Genomic DNA, 16,113 nt, shown 5'->3' with positions numbered 1-16,113 from the left:
CCGCAAACCCGCCGCTGTGCACAAAGCAGCCTAGGTGAGTCACGAATCAGCCACAGCCCCGCTTGTCGATTAGGGTAGCCACAACGGGATCGGAAGGAGCAGGTGCGGTGGATCAAATATCCCTGGCCGTGTACCGGTACGCCGTGGGCAGCCCGGGATGGACCGTTGACGAGGCCTCCGAGGCACTGGGGTTTACCACGCGCTCCATCGAATCGGCCATCATGGCGCTGCGGGATCATTGCCTGCTGGTGCAGGCCAACGGGGGCCAGACCGGTTACGCAGCGGTGTCCCCCGATGTTGCCCTGGCGGAACTCGTAGACCCCGACGAGCGCGCCCTCTTGGATTTGCGGGCGCGGATTAGCGCCAAGCGGCGTGAGCTGGCCGGCCTGGGATCTGTCTATGCCGAGGCCAGCAGGCGCGCGTCCACTGATGCCGCCGTCGAGGTCCTCGAAGATCCAGGCCAGGTGATGAGCGTACTCATTGAGTACGCCCGCTCCGCATCCGACTGCGTCCTGATGGCGCGCCCCGGCCCCGGAGCCACCGCCGATACACAGGAGGAGAGCGTCCAGAAGGACGTCGATCTGCTGCGGCAGGGGGTGCAGCGGCGAACGCTGTACCATTCCAGCATCCGGGACCATATGCCCACCCGCAGGGCGGTCGAAGTTGTCACGGCCGCCGGCGGCGAATTCCGGACCCTGCCCCATATGCCGCTGCGGGCCGTGATCTTTGACGGAAAGGTGGCTGTGGTCCCCCGCGGGCGCGGCGCGGATGACCGGGCCGGTTTGGTCATCCGGGATCCTGATTTGATCCACATTTTTGTGCGTATGTTCGAATTCGCCTGGGAATTGGGTGAGCCGTTCCTGACCAAGGAACCGACATCGGGACAGCTGACCAGCATCCAGCGGTCAATCCTCCGCGCCCTGGCCTCGGGACAGTCTGATGAGGTTATTGCCCGGCGCCTGGGCATCAGTGTGCGCACCTGCCGCCGGCACATTGCCAAAATGCTGGAGGATCTGGGCGCCGAAAGCCGGTTCCAGGCCGGGCTGAAGGCACATCGCGCGGGGTGGATTTAGGCAACGGATGTTGCTCTCCAGTGAACCAACAGGGCTAGGATGTGGGGATGACTTTCGAGGAGACATCCGCCACGGTCCTGACCGCCGAAACCCAGACAGCTCTTGACCGGGCTACGGCCTCCACACACCGCCATGAGGCGCTGTTTTCAGACCGCGCCTTCCACATCAAGCAGTCGGCAGTCCGCGACGTCTTTGATATCTCGATCCGTCCGGGGCTGATCTCCCTCGCCGGCGGAAGCCCCTACCTCCGGTCACTTCCGCTGGCGGATCTGGGTGAGTCCGTGCGGAGCATCGTCGCCGACCACGGGCTGGAATCGCTGCAGTACGGTGCCGGGCAGGGAATGGAGGAACTCCGCATCCAGGCCTGTGAGGTGATGGCCGCCGAAGGCATTTACGACGCCGATCCCGCTGACATTGTCATCACCACCGGATCGCAGTCCGCCCAGGACGTAGCCGCGAAGGTTTTCTGCAACCCCGGCGATGTGGTGCTGTGTGAGGATCCCACCTATGTGGGGGCGCTCAACGCCTTCGAAGCCTATGAAGTGGAGATGCAGGCTCTGCCGGTGGATAGCGAGGGCCTCATCCCCGAAGCATTGGAGGAGCGGATCGCCGCGCTGCGGGAGCAGGGCAAAACCATCAAGATGCTCTACACCATTCCCAGCTTCAACAATCCCAGCGGGGTCACCCTGGCGGCCCACCGCCGGCCGCGCATTGTCGAGATCTGCACCGCGGCGAACATCCTCATCCTCGAAGACAACCCGTACGGAATGCTGCGGTTTGACGGCCAGCCCCTGGCTCCGCTGCGGGCGGGAAATCCGGATGATGTGCTGTACCTGGGCTCGTTCTCCAAGATCTTTGCCCCCGGGGTCCGAGTGGGCTGGGCCCTGGTCCCGCGGCATCTGCACCGCCGCTTCTATCTGGCCTGCGAGGCCGTGGTGCTCTGCCCGTCGCCGCTCACCCAGATGCTGGTTTCCGCCTACCTGCGCGACTACGACTGGATGCAGCACATCCGCGACTCACGGGTGCTGTATGCCTCGCGCTGCTCCGCCATGCTTGCGGCACTGACCGAGGAACTGCCCGACGGCGTGACCTGGACAGTGCCCGACGGCGGATTCTTCGTCTGGCTGAGCCTCCCGGACGGCGTGGACACCTATCCCCTGCTGTATGAGGCGATCGACGCGGGAGTGGTCTTCATCCCGGGCGCCGCCTTCTCGCCGTCGGACGAGCCCAGCAACAAACTGCGGCTGGCCTTCAGCGCGGTATCCGAAGAGGACATCGCCGAGGGCGTGCGGCGGCTGGCTCCGGTGCTGCGCCGCGCGGTGGAACACGCCGCGCGCTAGCGGTTCCTGCGGCGCCGTTCCAGGAATGGAAAGACCACAAGGAACAGGCCCAGGATGATCAGCAGGCGCCAGAAGGTGCCCAGGCCCGGGAAGAGAACGATCAGCAGGCTGGAGATGACAAACGCGACGGCCAGCAGGATGAGCGTGCGTTTAAGGTCAATGCGCGGCGGACCGCCTTGCCCCTGGGGGCCACGAGGAGTAGTCATAGTCCCCCGATCGTATCCGCCTGCCAACCGGCACGCAGCGCCCCAGCCTGCAAATGACCCGGCAGCTCCCTAATCGAGAAGCAGCGCCGGCTCTTCAAGGATGGAGGCGACGTCGGCCATAAACCGTGCCGAAAGGTCACCGTCCACCACCCGATGGTCGAAAGAGCCGCCCAGAGTGGTCACCCAGCGCGGGATGACTTCTCCGTCCAGCACCCAGGGCTTCTGCTTGATGGTTCCGAAGGCCACGATCGCCACTTCGCCGGGATTAATGATGGGCGTTCCGGTATCGATCCCCAGGGCCCCGATGTTGGTAATGGTCAGGGTTCCGCCCTGCATATCCGCCGGCGGGGTTTTCCCTGCCCGTGCAGTGGTTGCCAGGGAATTGAGGGCAATGGCCAGTTCCTTCAGGGACAGGTCCTGCGCGTCCTTGATGTTGGGCACCATGAGTCCGCGCGGGGTGGCTGCAGCAATTCCGAGATTCATAAAGTGCTTGACCAGGATCTCGTCGCCCGCCCAGGTGGCGTTGACGGAGGGATTCCGGGCTGCAGCCCAAATCACGGCCTTGGCCAGGATTAGCAGCGGTGAGACCTTGATGCCTTCAAAATCCCGTGACACCTTCAGGCGCTTCACGAACTCCATGGTCCGGGACGCATCCACGTCCACGAAGATGCTGACGTGGGGGGCCGTGAACGCACTTTGCACCATCGCCTTGGCCGTGGCCCGGCGCACGCCCTTGACCGGAATGCGCTCGATACGCTGGTCACCGGCCTTCTGCGCTCCGGCCCAAAAGGTGTCCGCCGAGTCCTGTTCGGATTCCCGCTGGGCCTGATAGCTGATCAGATCCTGCTTGGTCACTTCGCCGCTGGGACCGGTAGCCGGCACGTCAGCAAGGTTGATGCCAAGATCCTTCGCCGCCTTGCGCACCGGCGGCTTGGCCAGTACGCGCTGAAGCAGGCGAGTGAGAGTGTCCTGGACCGCGGCGCCGGCAGCGGCCACGCCCTGGGTGCGCGGGTCAGCGGCGCGGGCGTCAGCGGAACGTTCGGCCGCAGGTGCCACCGGCGGCTCAGGGGCAGGCGACTCAGGGGCAGGCGGCTCAGCGGAAGGAACCGGCGACGGCGAGGCAGGCTCTGCAGCTTGACCGTCCCCGGCTGGCTGTGCGGGCTGTGCTGGCTGCCCGGCGGCAGGACGGCTCATCCGCGGTCGCCGCTTCACGGCGTCGGCTTTGGGGCCGGTACCGGTGAGGGAAGCGCTGGGCTGTTCGTCCTCGCCCGCTGCCGCAGGAACCGGCGCCGGAGTCATGGGCGCACCCGGCTGCTGTCCGGTTTCCTGTGCCGGGGAAGCAGCGGTGACGCTAATGATCGGCGCTCCGACATCCACCGTCTGGCCTTCGTCCACAAACAGGGCGGACACGACGCCTGCGTAGGGGGACGGCAGTTCCACCAGCGACTTTGCGGTCTCGATTTCAACGATGACGTCATTGATCTCCACCGTGTCTCCGGCTTTGACCTTCCACTGGACAATGTCGGCCTCAGTGAGGCCTTCTCCTACGTCGGGAAGGTGGAACGTTCTCTCAGTCATGGCTTCTCAATCTTTGTGTGCGGCAAGCTTTGTGTGCGGCAAGCGTGGGCGGGGCCTTCCGGCCATGTTCCGAATCAGTAGGCGAAAGACCGGTCCAGGGCGTCCATCAGCTTGTCGATGTCAGGCAAATAGTGCTCTTCGACCTTGGCCACGGGATACGGCATGTGGAAACCGCCCACACGGATCACCGGCGCTTCCAGGGACAGGAACGCGCGCTCGGTGACCCGGGCAGCAATTTCACCGCCGATCCCGCCGAAGGTAGGCGCTTCATGGGTGACGATCAGCCGCCCGGTCTTGCGGACGGATTCCGTGATGGTGTCGAAGTCAATGGGCGAGATGGACCGCAGGTCCACCACCTCAATGCTCCGTCCGTCCTCCTCGGCGGCCTTGGCTGCTGCGAGGGCCACCGGCACCAGCGGTCCGTAGGCCACAATGGTGGCGTCAGTGCCCTCGCGCAGCACATGCGCCGCAAAGGGGTCGCCTGAGGGCTTCTCCGTATCGACGTCGCCCTTGAGCCAGTAGCGGCGCTTGGGTTCGAAGACAATCACGGGATCCAGGCAGGTCATGGCCTGCTGGATCATCCAATAGGCATCCTGCGGGTTGGAGGGGGTCAGGATCCGCAGCCCGGCGGTGTGCGCGAACAGTGCTTCCGGGGATTCCGAGTGGTGCTCAATGGAGCCGATTCCGCCGCCGTAGGGAATCCGGATGACCACCGGGGCACTCAGGGCACCCTCGCTGCGCGAGTGCATTTTGGCCAGCTGGGTGGTGATCTGGTTGAAGCCGGGGAACACAAAGCCGTCGAACTGGATCTCACAGACGGGACTGTAACCGCGCAGGGCCAGGCCGATGGCCGTTCCGATGATGCCGGATTCCGCCAACGGGGTGTCGATCACCCGGTCCGCACCGAAGTCCGCTTTGAGTCCCTCGGTCACGCGGTATACCCCGCCCAGGTCTCCAATGTCCTCACCCATCAGCAGTGCTTTGGGGTTCTGTGAAAGTCCCGCCCGCAGGCCGGCGTTGATGGCCTTGGCCATGGTCATGGTGCTCATGCGGTGGGCTCCTGGGAGTCGGCAAAGCCGGCCTCGTAGCGGCGGTGGAAGTCCAGTTCCTCCTGGATCAGCGGGTGGGCCTCGGCGTACACATCCGTGAAGGCGTCAGTAAATCCGGGTGACTGCATGGCCAGCACATCCTCGCGGAGCTTCTCCGCCATGACCTGCCCGTCCCTGGCAAGCGTCTCGAAGAACGCATCGTCGGCCAGGCCGGCGGCGCGCAGGTGCTTCTCCAGCCGGGTCAGCGGGTCCCGCGAGATCCACGCTTCCTCATCCGCGCTCAGCCGGTATTTAGTGGGGTCGTCGGCCGTGGTGTGGGCGCTCATCCGGTAGGTGAAAGCCTCAATCAGCACCGGTCCCTTGCCCGAGCGGGCATGCTCCAGTGCCCAGCGTGTCACCGCGCGGACGGCAACCACGTCATTGCCGTCCACCCGGATACCCGGGAAACCGTAACCCTTGGCCCGGTTGGCGAGCGGAATCCGGGACTGCACCTCGGTGGGCACGGAGATGGCCCAGTGGTTGTTCTGGCAGAAAAAAACCACCGGCGCGTCATAGGATGCGGCAAAGACCATGGCCTCGTGAACATCGCCTTCGGAGCTGGCGCCGTCACCGAAGTAGGCAACAGTGGCGGCTTCCGGAAGCTGCGGATCCATCTTCCGGTCACGGGCCATGCCCATGGCGTAGCCGACGGCGTGGGGCACCTGTGCTGCCAGCACCAGTGTGTAGAGGTGGAAATTTGACTCCCGGGGGTCCCAGCCGCCGTGCGAAACGCCGCGGAAGCGGCGCAGGAGGGAGGACAGTTTCAGACCGCGCGTCAGCGCAACCCCGTGCTCCCGATATGTGGGGAAGACGTAGTCCTGGGTCTGCAGGGCGCGGCCCGAGCCGATCTGTGCACCTTCCTGCCCGGTCATCGGCACCCACATCACCAGTTCACCCTGGCGCTGCAGCGCGGTGGCTTCCTGATCGAACCGGCGGATGGTGTACATATCCCGGTACAGCCCGCGAAGCTCCTCGGCGCCTAACTCTGCGTAGGCACTGTAGCTGCCGCCGTCGCGGAGCTTTCCTTCTGGGGTGAGTAGCTGCACCATCTCCGGCTCAGCATCGGCCCCGGCCGGAGCGCCATGTTGGCTGCTGTCCTCCGTTCCGAGAACTTCCGGAACGGAGCCCTGGACTGACACGCCGGTGTGCCCGTCCAGGGCTCCGCCGCCGGCACCGTCTCCGGGCAGGCGGGAGGCAGCTGCGGCCTCCGCGCGGGCGGCCATGTGCTTTAGGTCCATGCTTACTCCTCGCCGGGCGGTCAGGCGACCGGCTCCGTGCTAGATATATTCCCTGCATGGAATAGATCACCTGCAGGGAATATATGTGGAACGTACTTCACCCAGCCTAACGAGGGGCCGGCTTCCGTCCGCACTTAGGACACGCTAGGAAACCCGGGGTCCCTTTGTATAAGTCGCACATATTGCGAGGAATCGGGTGTTGGCCCCTTCCTCACCGATCGTGACCCGTATTCCCTCGGTGCCGAAGGCGCGCACAGCGAGAGCCTGCTGCTCGGCCAGCGCCGCAAACTCGGGAGTGTTCTCCCCTAGATCAAGCCACACGAAGTTCCCCTGCGCGTCCGGAATACGCCAGCCGAGCTCCTTTAGGCCCGCTACCACCCGGGTCCGCTCGGCAACCAGTCCTTGTATTCTTTCCACAAGTTCCCCGTGGTGCCGCAGCGAGGTCACCGCAGCCGTTTCAGCCAGCTGCGAGACGGCAAACGGAACCGCGGCAACGCGCAGGTACTGGGTCACCGCCGGATGCGACACGGAGTATCCGACACGCAGACCGGCCAGCCCGGCGCCTTTGGAGAAGGTCCGCAGGACCACCACGTTGGGGTGCCTGCGGTACATCTCGATGCCGTTGACGGCCTCCGGATCCCGGACAAAGTCCTCGTACGCCTCGTCAATCACCACCAGCACATCCGAGCGTACCCGGGCTAGGAAGTTCTCCACCTGCGAGGCGGTCAGAGCCGGGCCGGTGGGGTTGTTGGGGGTGCAGAGGAGGATGATCCGCGTGCGGTCGGTGACCGCTGCGGCCATGGCCTCCAGATCATGGGTGCCGTCCGGGAGCAGCGGCACCTGCACGCTGTCTGCGCCGGAGAGCCCCACACTGATGGGATACGCCTCAAAGGAACGCCAGGGGTAGATGACCTCATCCGGGACCCCGTGTTCGTCCTGGCCTGCGAAGGTGGCAAGAATTTGGTTGAGGGCGCCGAGGCTTCCGCCGCCGGTGACGATATCCTCTGCCGGGATGTCCAGAAAGGATGCCAGTTCAGTGCGCAGCGCAGTGGACAGCGGATCCGGGTAGCGGTTGATATCCTGCCGCTTGCTGATCGCTTCGAGCACGGCCGGAAGCGGTGGAAACGGGTTCTCATTCGAGGACAGTTTGTAGCTCTGCAGTCCGTCGATAACCTCCGGGGGCTTGCCTGCGGCGTAGCGGGGCAGCTTACCCAGAACCGTGCGGGGGCGGATGGCTGGTGCCTGAACGTCAGCGGTCTGAGCGTCCTTCTCGGTGGTCGTCATAGGCTTAACCCTAATAGCCGTTGGCGCTTCAGTGATCTGTGACACCGCCGGGGCCACTGGGTGGTGTGTCAGCATGGAGGCATGCGCTTCCTGATTCAGATCATTATCAATGCCCTTGCCCTGTATGTGGCCAGCTGGCTGCTGCCGGGCATCACGGTGACCGAGACCGGAGGTGCGCTCACGGGAGATCCCACTTTCGACCTTGTGCTGGCCTACCTCTTTATCGGCCTGCTGTTCGGCGTGGTGAACGCCCTGATCCGCCCAATCGTCAAGTTGCTGTCCCTGCCGCTGACAATCCTGACCTTGGGGCTCTTCACGATCATCATCAATGCGGCAATGCTCATGCTGACGTCCTGGCTGAGCAGTTACACGGCCATCAACTTCGGTGTTGACTCCTTCTTCTGGACCGCCGTACTCGCCTCGATCATCATCAGCCTGGTTTCCCTGGTGGCCGGCTCACTGACCGGGACGCGGCGGTAGCAGCGGCGTCCCCGCGCCGGGCAGTGGAAGGAACGGGCGGGGCACCAGCGGCCCAGCGCCGGGTGGAGGCAGAGGCTGATGTGGCAGCGTACTGGTTTCTCCCGGCGGCTGCATTGGCCCCTGCGGCTTGGACGATGATTTTCTGGAGAACCTAAACAGGCTGCGCGTGGTTATGGTCCCCGGCAGAATGATTTCGGAAAGATACCCCAGCGAGTCTTTCAGGGACGGGTCTTCACTGCGGTCGGCCTGATCCGCCAGATCCAGGTACATGTCCAGGTCATGGCCACGTCCCAGTCCGCCGTCCGACCAGCCGTCCACCGACGACGTTCCGGACACCGTCACACGGTCCGGCGTGTCCGGATTGGATGAACCGTCCAGCCCGGGGACCCAATCCCGCTCATGCTCAAAGTTGAGCACCCTCACTCCGTCGGGGATGTTCCTATCCCCGGCCGGTGCGCCTGCTGTCACCACCATCTCCACCGAAAACCGGCCGTCCTCTGCCAGCCGCGCTCCCGTGTTGACAGCATGGATTCCTCCCTGGCTGTACCCCACAAGGATCACCTCGTCACCGGCCGAGGCTCCGGCCTGGCGCAGCGCTTCAGCGACGGCGTCGGCAACGTACCGGCTGTCCTCCGCCCGGCCTTCGGCATTGCCATAGAAGTCAAAGGGATTCGGTCCCACCAGGAATGTCCCGGAATTCTGGGTTCCCGGGAGCGTAACAATCCGCACCGGCTTTCCGTGCCGGTATCCGGTGAGGATCTCCACCACGCCGGGCCCCGGCGTTCCACCTCTGTCCGTGCCGTCCAATCCATCCAGCAGCACCTTGGACCGCTCCAGCAACGCCTGCGCTGTTCCACTCACCCGGACCGTTTCGAGGCCCGCCTCAACCTTTGTCACCTCGATGGGCCGAAGCTTCCCGTATCTGCCTTCGGCAAGAAGGCCCATCACCACCTTGATGGCAATCCATTCCTGCTCCGGCATCATGAAATCCAAAGGGGTGCGGCCGGGATGGGCCCACCCTCCCCCGTTCCACATCGCCAAACCCATATGAAACCGCAGACGGGCGAGGGCATCCTCCATCCGCCCCTCGACGTCCAGATAGTTCCCGGCAGCCTCCCGAAGGTCTGCTGCCGCTTCCTCCAGCTCTGCCATATTCCGCTGAAGACCTCGGATGACGTGTTCAGCAGCGGCGGCGGCCTGATGCGCATGGCGGTGCACCGCACTGGTTCCGTTGAGCAGCAGGTACATTTCCGTGCATTCCGCCCGGAGGTCCGCGAGGCGTGAAACCACCCCCTGCAGGGCATCGGCCACCCGCTCCAATTCCCGGAACTCAACGGTCAGCCCGTGGGAGCCGCCCCTCACCCGGATTCCGGACGCAGAACCCTCCCCGGCCCACTTCGCTGCCATTTACTGCACCTCATGACCGAGTGAGCGCAGTTCCTGTACATGCTGCTCCACGGCCGCGGCGCAGTCCCTCAGATCCGCGGCCGTGGCGGAGACACTCTTGATGTGCTGGCCACAAAGTTCTTCGAACCGGCCGGCGGCCTCGGATCGCCATTCCATCCGGACAAGGCCCGGCAGCACCTGTTCAATGGCGGTCAGCTCCTCCGCTGCCCTGATGACGTAGGCGGCAGCCCGGTTCGCCGCGTAGACATCCGCCGGGTTAACAGGCGCAACCTCCACACTCATACTCATGGAGCCCTCCCTCCAGTTTGCTCCAATTCGCCCGTCCGGCAGTTCGGAGCTTCCGTTATGTCACGGCGGTGCAACGCGCACTCCCGCCAAAGCGGCCGCCGGGGACAAGGCCGCAGATCGCGCCCAGGCGGAGAGGCTGTGGAGGACAAGTCACAGAGCAGGCCGTACCGCCGGAACATGAAAGAATTGCCGCATGGCTGAATCCGCTGCTCCCCGCGTCCCCCTTGCCTCCGTCACCCCCGCCATTGCCCTGGGCCCGTTGGACGGCCGCTACCGCGGTGCCACGGCTCCGCTGGTGGACTACCTGTCCGAAGCGGCCCTGAACCGCGACCGCACCCATGTGGAAGTGGAGTGGCTGATCCACCTCACCTCCCACTCCGTACTTCCCGGAACGGCTCCGCTCAGCACGCAGCAGCAGACCCAGCTGCGCGAGATCGTCTCCGGCTTTGACGGGAATTCCGTGGCCGAACTGGCCGAAATTGAACAGGTCACAGTTCACGACGTCAAGGCGGTGGAGTACTACATTGGCCGCCGCCTGCCCGCGATCGGCATCGAGAACCTGACCACCCTGGTGCACTTCGGTTGCACCTCCGAAGACATCAACAACCTCTCCTACGCCCTGGGCATCAAGGGCGCCGTGGAGAACGTGTGGCATCCCGCAGCACTGGACCTGGTGGACCGGATCACTGCCATGGCTGAGGAAACCCGCGCCGTTCCCATGCTTTCGCGCACGCACGGGCAGCCTGCCACCCCCACCACCCTGGGCAAGGAACTGGCGGTGACGGCCCACCGGCTGACCCGCCAGCTGCACCGCATTGAAAAGACCGAATACCTGGGCAAGATCAACGGCGCCACCGGCACCTACGCCGCGCACTACGCCTCGGTGCCCGGCGCCGACTGGGAGCAGGTGGCCCGCAGCTTTGTGGAAGGCCTGGGCCTGACCTGGAACCCGCTGACCACGCAGATCGAGTCCCATGACTGGCAGGCCGAGCTGTACGCGGACATTGCCCGCTTCAACCGGATCCTGCACAACTTCTGCACCGATGTGTGGAGCTACATTTCGATCGGCTACTTCAAGCAGATCCCCGTGGCCGGCGCCACCGGATCCTCCACCATGCCGCACAAGGTCAACCCGATCCGCTTCGAGAACGCCGAAGCCAACCTGGAAATCTCCAACGGACTGCTGGATACCCTGGCCTCCACCCTGGTGACGTCCCGCTGGCAGCGCGACCTCACCGATTCCTCCTCGCAGCGCAACATCGGCGTGGCGCTTGGCCATTCAATACTGGCCATCTCCAACGTAGTCAAGGGCCTTGAGCGCCTGGACGTGGCCGACGACGTCCTGGCCGCCGATCTGGACACCAACTGGGAGGTACTTGGAGAAGCCATCCAGATGGTCATGCGGGCCGAGGCCATTGCCGGTGCCCCCGGCATGGACAACCCCTATGAGCGCCTGAAGGAACTGACCCGCGGACACCGGGTCGACGCGGACCGCATGCGCGAGTTCGTCACCGGCCTGGGCCTGCCTTCCGAGGCCGAAGCGCGGCTGCTCGCCCTGACGCCGGGCAAGTACACCGGCATCGCCGAGTCGCTCGTGGACCACGTCACGAAGTAACTGCCCGCATAACCGCGCAGGAGCGGCAGCAGGCACGACGGCGGGAGGCCGGGTTTCATCCCCGGCCTCCCGCCGCTGCGTTGAAGCACCGGCTGACCCTCCAGCCGCTGGTGCGCTGCGGGCAAGATCACATCTCCCAAGGTCTTGATTAAACAGTGCATCGCGATATATCGTGATGTTATCAATTAGATCCAGAGAAGGAGATCAACCATGCGCAACCCACGCACACATCATGTTCCGGGCACCGCCCCTGAGTTTTCCCGCGAAGCCCGCGCGTTTTTCTCCGAAACACCGGAGTTTGCCGCCGGCACACCCGGACCGGCACGCCGGCGGCACCACCACTCCCCCATGGGTCCCGGCGGCATGCCGGGACCCATGGGCGGCGGCCGCGGCCGCGGCAGGGGACATCACGGCGGTCCCGGAGGCCGCCGGGCCGGCCGCGGCGACGTCCGGGCAGCAGTCCTGCTGCTGCTCGACGCCGAGCCGATGCACGGTTACCAGCTGATCCAGGCGATCACGGACCGCACGAACGGCAGCTGGAAGCCCAGCCCGGGAGCCATCTACCCCACCCTGGCCCAGCTCGAGGACGAGGGGCTCGTGACCATCGAGGCCAGCGGCGGACGCAAACTCGCCCGCCTCACGGAAGCCGGACAGCAGGAAGCCGCAGCCCAGGCCGAGGCCAATGACCCCTTCGCCGACTTTGCAGCCGGAAACAGTGGACCCGATCTTCGCGCCCTGCTGCACGAGCTGGCCGGCGCCGCGCGCCAGGTGGGCATGGCCGGCACCCCGGAACAGGTCACGGCGGCTGCGGCGCTGCTGGCGGAGACCAAGCGGTCGCTCTACCTGATCCTTGCCGGCGAAACTCCTGCAGCAGCTCCTGCCGCAGACCCGGCCGCGGACCAGGACTAGCGCAGTGGCACTTGCTGCCTCAACCATAGACGACGGCGGGAGGCCGGGTTTGATACCCGGCCTCCCGCCGTCGTCGTTAGACCGTTGCAGTCACTTCAGCAGTACACCCAACGCCTAGTCCGCAGCAGCCAGCTGTCCGCAGGCGCCGTCGATCTCCTTGCCGCGGGTGTCGCGCAGCGTGGTGGGGATGCCGGCGTCGATCAGGTGGTTGATGAACTCGCGGGTGACATGCGGTTCCGGTGAGGTCCAGATGGAACCCGGAGTGGGGTTCAACGGAATCGGATTCACATGCACCCAGCCGCGGCCGCGCGAATTGAGCTTCTTCGCCAGCAGATCGGCACGCCACGGATGATCGTTCATATCCTTGATCAGGGCGTACTCGATCGAGACGCGGCGGCCGGTGACGCGGTAGTAGTTGTACGCGGCGTCCAGTGCCTCGTCCACCTTCCAGCGGCTGTTGACCGGGATCAGCTCGTCGCGCAGCTCGTCGTCCGGAGCATGCAGGCTCAGCGCGAACGTCACCGGGATGTTCTCCTCGGCCAGCTTGTTGATCGCCGGCACCAGGCCCACGGTGGAGACGGTGATGTTCCGGGCGCTCATGCCCAGACCTTCGGGAACCTCGGCGGCCATCCGGTGCACGGCAGTCATGACGCGCTTGTAGTTGGCCAACGGCTCACCCATGCCCATAAAGACAATGTTGGTGACGCGCTCGGCGTCGTGCCCGCCGTCGCGGCGCTTACCGCCCAGGCCGCCCTCCTTGATGACCCGGTTTGCCTGGACAATCTGGTCCAGGATTTCCGCAGCTGACATGTTCCGGGTCAGTCCGGCCTGGCCCGTGGCGCAGAACGGGCAGTTCATACCGCAGCCGCACTGGCTGGAGACGCACAGCGTGATCCGGCCGGGGTAGCGCATGAGGACGGACTCCACGAGGGAGCCATCAAAGAGGCGCCAGAGGAACTTGATGGTGTCGCCGTTGTCCGTGGTCAGGCGCTTCACTTCAGTGAGCAGTGTCGGGAACATCTCCTGCACCAGCTCATCACGGCGCTCCTTGGGGAGGTCGCTCATGGCCTCGGGATCCGTGGTGTAGTGCTGGAAGTAATGCACCGAGAGCTGCTTGGCGCGGAACGCCGGCAGGCCCAGTTCCTTGAGCTTGGCCTGCCGTTCGGCAAGGCTCAGGTCGGCAAGGTGCACCGGAGGCTGGGAAACCCGCGGAGATTTGAACTGCAGCAACGGGCGGCCGTCGGGCTCCTTGGCCTGCTCCCACCCCTCAGTGGCGGGCCGCACCTGGGCCTTCCGCGCCTGAAGCTGCGCCTTGGAGGTGCCAACCGGCTTGGACGGGGTTGCGGAGGAAGTATCGAGGGAAGTCATCCCTTCCATTTTTGCACGCATCCGGGTTCGGTGCTTTCTGTTAGCCAACTCGCCACGGTGCTGAAACACCCTTGAAACCGCACGCTCCTAGATTGAAGGAAAAGCCCGCTCCGGCGTGCCCTCACCAGGAGGTCTCCATGCTTGCCGATCAGCCACCGAACCTCACCATCCGCGAAGTGCCCTGGAGCAACCCCGTGGGCGCTGATCTTCGCGCCGCCCAGCAATCGGAGCTGAACTCGCGCGTTGGCACGGTAGCCAACGAACCGGCGCCGCCCTCCGCCGACGACGTGACTGTTTTCCTGGTCGCCTATGAGAAGAGTTCGGGCCAGCCGCTGGGCTGCGGAGGGTTGCGGCGGCTGGATGACTCGACGGCGGAAATCAAGCGGATCTACGTCCTTCCGTACGCCCGAGGCTCGGGTGTGGCCACCGCCGTCCTCACGGCCCTGGAGTACCGGGCGCGGGCCGCAGGCTACGCGGTGATCACGGCCGAGGCCGGGTCGGCGCAGCCGGACGGCCGGCGGTTCTACCAGCACGGCGGTTACACGGTGGTGCCCAACTTCGGCCCGTACTCCGGGTTGGAGGACTCAGTGTGCTTCGCGAAGACCATTGGAACCGGAATCTGCCCCCCGCCTCCGGGAACCGCTGCGCCCCGGAGCCGACTGGCCTGAGGCCCGCTGCTCCGGGGGCTGATCCGGGCCCGTCCCGGAAATACCTCAGTACTCGATGCGGCTCACTGTTGAGGCCCAGGCATCAAACGGGGCTGTGGCCGGAACTTCCCCGGCCGTCTGCTGGGTCACCTGGAGGGAACGTTCGGCCACCGGCGTTTCAAAGTACTCATAGAACACTGCGTCATCGAATCCTGCCCGTGCCGCATCCTGGCGGTCGGCGGCAAAAACCACCCGTTCCAACCGTGCCCATAGAGAGGATGCCAGGCACATGGGGCAGGGCTCACAGCTGCTGTACAGCACGGCGCCGCTGAGATCATGGGTTCCCAGCCCCGCTCCGGCGGCGCGGATGGCGGTCACCTCGGCATGTGCGGTGGGATCGTTGTTGGCCGTAACGCGGTTGACGCCGTCAAAAACCCTGCCGTCCACAGCAACGACGACGGCGCCAAACGGCCCGCCCCCCGCAGCCACATTGGCGGTGGCCAGGTTGATGGCACGGGCAAGGTATTGGGCGTCACTGGTGGTCATGGATATCTCCTTGGGTGCGGATCGCCGGCAACCACTGCCGGAACAGCCAGGTAGATAGCACCACACGGTGCCCGCCTTCGGCAGCACAAGGCTAGCACCCGGCACACACCGAACCCGAGACCCAGCGAGGTGGCTCTGGACTGGGCCGGACCGGTGTGGGAACGTACAGGGACAAGAGCTGGCCGAACCACTGAACGGGGTCGGCCGGGAAGCGCCGCCCCCGAAAGGACGCCGCCATGGAGCGCATGATTTTTCCCAATCTTCCCGTCGCGGACCTGCGCAAGTCCACAGAGTTCTATCTGGGGCTGGGATTCGTCCAAAACCCCCAGTTCAGCAATGAGGACTGCACGGCCGTGGTGGTTTCTGACACGATTGTTGTGATGCTGCTGCAGCAGGAATTTTTCCAAGGCTTCCTGCCCCAGGGTGACACCCCGCACCTGCGCGCAGCGGGCAAGGAAGTCCTCAACTGCCTTAGCTGTGAGACCCGTGAGGAGGTTGACGCTTTCCTCGCAAACTGCGCCAAGGGCGGCGGTGCTGTCTTCCAGCCGGCCAGGGAACAGATGCCGGGCATGTATTCCGGTGCAGCCGCTGACCCGGACGGCCACGTCTGGGAATTCATGTGGATGGACCCGTCCATCCCCGAATAGAGCCCACGCTGGGCTTGGGAGGCTGCGCTTGTATCCCGTGATTTATCCGCGCCTTCCGGTGGCGGATCTGGATCGGTCCACCGGCTTCTATCTGAGTCTGGGTTTTTCCCTCAATGAAAAACTCAGCACAGCGAATCTCTCGGCGATGAATATTTCTGCAGCAATTGTCCTGATTCTTGTTCCGGAACCCTTCCGGCAGGAAATCCGCACGTCCCTGGCCTTCCCCACACGCAGTGATGTGGATGATCTGCTCTCTGCCTGTGTGCCGGGCGGAGGCGCAGTGACGTCCCGTGCCCGCCTGCGGCCGGACGGCGTCTATCTGGGAACAGCAGCGGATCCGGACGGACATCTTTGGGATTTTCTGTGCCGCGCCGGCGGACCGTAGGAAGGAAACCTGTA

17 protein-coding genes are annotated in these 16,113 nt (G+C 64.9%); 8 read left to right on the top strand and 9 right to left on the bottom strand.

The genetic code is table 11. The features are described from left to right. Positions 1-107 precede the first annotated feature (107 nt). Both ABIB35_RS12005 and ABIB35_RS12000 read left to right on the top strand, forming a co-directional pair. Positions 108-1,073, top strand: a complete 966-nt coding sequence (locus ABIB35_RS12005) for a helix-turn-helix transcriptional regulator (RefSeq protein WP_354181690.1) — start codon at positions 108-110, stop codon at positions 1,071-1,073. 47 nt (positions 1,074-1,120) lie between these two features. Next, positions 1,121-2,413: an aminotransferase-like domain-containing protein gene (locus tag ABIB35_RS12000; RefSeq protein ID WP_354181688.1), complete on the top strand. Its 1,293-nt coding sequence runs from the start codon at positions 1,121-1,123 to the stop codon at positions 2,411-2,413. Here the strand turns inward: ABIB35_RS12000 and ABIB35_RS11995 are convergent. From ABIB35_RS11995 to ABIB35_RS11975, 5 genes are all read right to left on the bottom strand, one after another. Continuing rightward, positions 2,410-2,619, bottom strand: a complete 210-nt coding sequence (locus ABIB35_RS11995) for a hypothetical protein (protein WP_354181687.1) — start codon at positions 2,617-2,619, stop codon at positions 2,410-2,412. The two genes, ABIB35_RS12000 and ABIB35_RS11995, sit on opposite strands and share 4 nt — an antisense overlap. A 69-nt stretch (positions 2,620-2,688) precedes the next feature. Next, the gene (locus ABIB35_RS11990; RefSeq protein WP_354181686.1) at positions 2,689-4,197 is read right to left on the bottom strand and encodes a dihydrolipoamide acetyltransferase family protein; all 1,509 of its coding nucleotides are present in this window, start codon (positions 4,195-4,197) and stop codon (positions 2,689-2,691) included. A 74-nt stretch (positions 4,198-4,271) separates the two neighbouring features. Next, entirely contained in the window at positions 4,272-5,246 is a 975-nt protein-coding gene (locus ABIB35_RS11985; RefSeq protein WP_354181684.1) for an alpha-ketoacid dehydrogenase subunit beta, read from the bottom strand. Continuing rightward, the gene (pdhA, locus tag ABIB35_RS11980; protein ID WP_502915785.1) at positions 5,243-6,334 is read right to left on the bottom strand and encodes a pyruvate dehydrogenase (acetyl-transferring) E1 component subunit alpha; all 1,092 of its coding nucleotides are present in this window, start codon (positions 6,332-6,334) and stop codon (positions 5,243-5,245) included. The genes ABIB35_RS11985 and pdhA overlap by 4 nt, the downstream gene beginning before the upstream one ends. Positions 6,335-6,667: 333 nt before the next feature. After that, the gene (locus ABIB35_RS11975) at positions 6,668-7,807 is read right to left on the bottom strand and encodes a histidinol-phosphate transaminase (RefSeq protein ID WP_354181681.1); all 1,140 of its coding nucleotides are present in this window, start codon (positions 7,805-7,807) and stop codon (positions 6,668-6,670) included. Positions 7,808-7,888: 81 nt separating this feature from the next. On the opposite strand from ABIB35_RS11975, the gene ABIB35_RS11970 reads away from it, so the two are divergent. Continuing rightward, a complete protein-coding gene (locus tag ABIB35_RS11970) occupies positions 7,889-8,287 on the top strand; it encodes a phage holin family protein (protein WP_354181680.1) in 399 nt (132 codons plus the stop codon). Here the strand turns inward: ABIB35_RS11970 and ABIB35_RS11965 are convergent. Next, a complete protein-coding gene (locus ABIB35_RS11965; RefSeq protein WP_354181678.1) occupies positions 8,264-9,694 on the bottom strand; it encodes a hypothetical protein in 1,431 nt (476 codons plus the stop codon). The two genes, ABIB35_RS11970 and ABIB35_RS11965, sit on opposite strands and share 24 nt — an antisense overlap. Continuing rightward, positions 9,695-9,982, bottom strand: coding sequence for a hypothetical protein (locus ABIB35_RS11960; protein WP_354181676.1), 288 nt, complete (start codon positions 9,980-9,982; stop codon positions 9,695-9,697). Positions 9,983-10,175: 193 nt separating this feature from the next. Here ABIB35_RS11960 and purB point away from each other — a divergent pair, with 193 nt between their 5' ends. Next, positions 10,176-11,597: an adenylosuccinate lyase gene (gene purB, locus ABIB35_RS11955; RefSeq protein ID WP_354181675.1), complete on the top strand. Its 1,422-nt coding sequence runs from the start codon at positions 10,176-10,178 to the stop codon at positions 11,595-11,597. Between the two features lie 210 nt (positions 11,598-11,807). After that, positions 11,808-12,506: a PadR family transcriptional regulator gene (locus tag ABIB35_RS11950; protein WP_354181673.1), complete on the top strand. Its 699-nt coding sequence runs from the start codon at positions 11,808-11,810 to the stop codon at positions 12,504-12,506. A gap of 114 nt (positions 12,507-12,620) precedes the next feature. Here ABIB35_RS11950 and rlmN read toward each other — a convergent pair whose 3' ends face one another. Continuing rightward, entirely contained in the window at positions 12,621-13,874 is a 1,254-nt protein-coding gene (gene rlmN, locus ABIB35_RS11945; protein ID WP_354181671.1) for a dual-specificity RNA methyltransferase RlmN, read from the bottom strand. 137 nt (positions 13,875-14,011) lie between these two features. On the opposite strand from rlmN, the gene ABIB35_RS11940 reads away from it, so the two are divergent. Further along, on the top strand, positions 14,012-14,542 hold the full coding sequence (locus ABIB35_RS11940) for a GNAT family N-acetyltransferase (RefSeq protein WP_354181669.1): 531 nt from the start codon (positions 14,012-14,014) through the stop codon (positions 14,540-14,542). Between the two features lie 45 nt (positions 14,543-14,587). Here the strand turns inward: ABIB35_RS11940 and ABIB35_RS11935 are convergent, their stop codons facing one another. Further along, the gene (locus ABIB35_RS11935; RefSeq protein WP_502915784.1) at positions 14,588-15,073 is read right to left on the bottom strand and encodes a nucleoside deaminase; all 486 of its coding nucleotides are present in this window, start codon (positions 15,071-15,073) and stop codon (positions 14,588-14,590) included. A gap of 230 nt (positions 15,074-15,303) precedes the next feature. Between ABIB35_RS11935 and ABIB35_RS11930 the strand changes: the two genes are divergently transcribed. Next, positions 15,304-15,714, top strand: coding sequence for a VOC family protein (locus ABIB35_RS11930; protein WP_354181665.1), 411 nt, complete (start codon positions 15,304-15,306; stop codon positions 15,712-15,714). A 37-nt stretch (positions 15,715-15,751) separates the two neighbouring features. Further along, positions 15,752-16,099, top strand: coding sequence for a VOC family protein (locus ABIB35_RS11925; RefSeq protein WP_354181846.1), 348 nt, complete (start codon positions 15,752-15,754; stop codon positions 16,097-16,099). Positions 16,100-16,113: the final 14 nt, after the last annotated feature.

The sequence above is a fragment of the Arthrobacter sp. UYP6 genome (genome assembly GCF_040547315.1).
In the GTDB taxonomy this organism is placed as follows: Bacteria; Actinomycetota; Actinomycetes; order Actinomycetales; family Micrococcaceae; genus Arthrobacter_B.
Note: the sequence above shows the minus strand (reverse complement) of the source record. Positions and strands in the feature narration are given on the sequence as shown.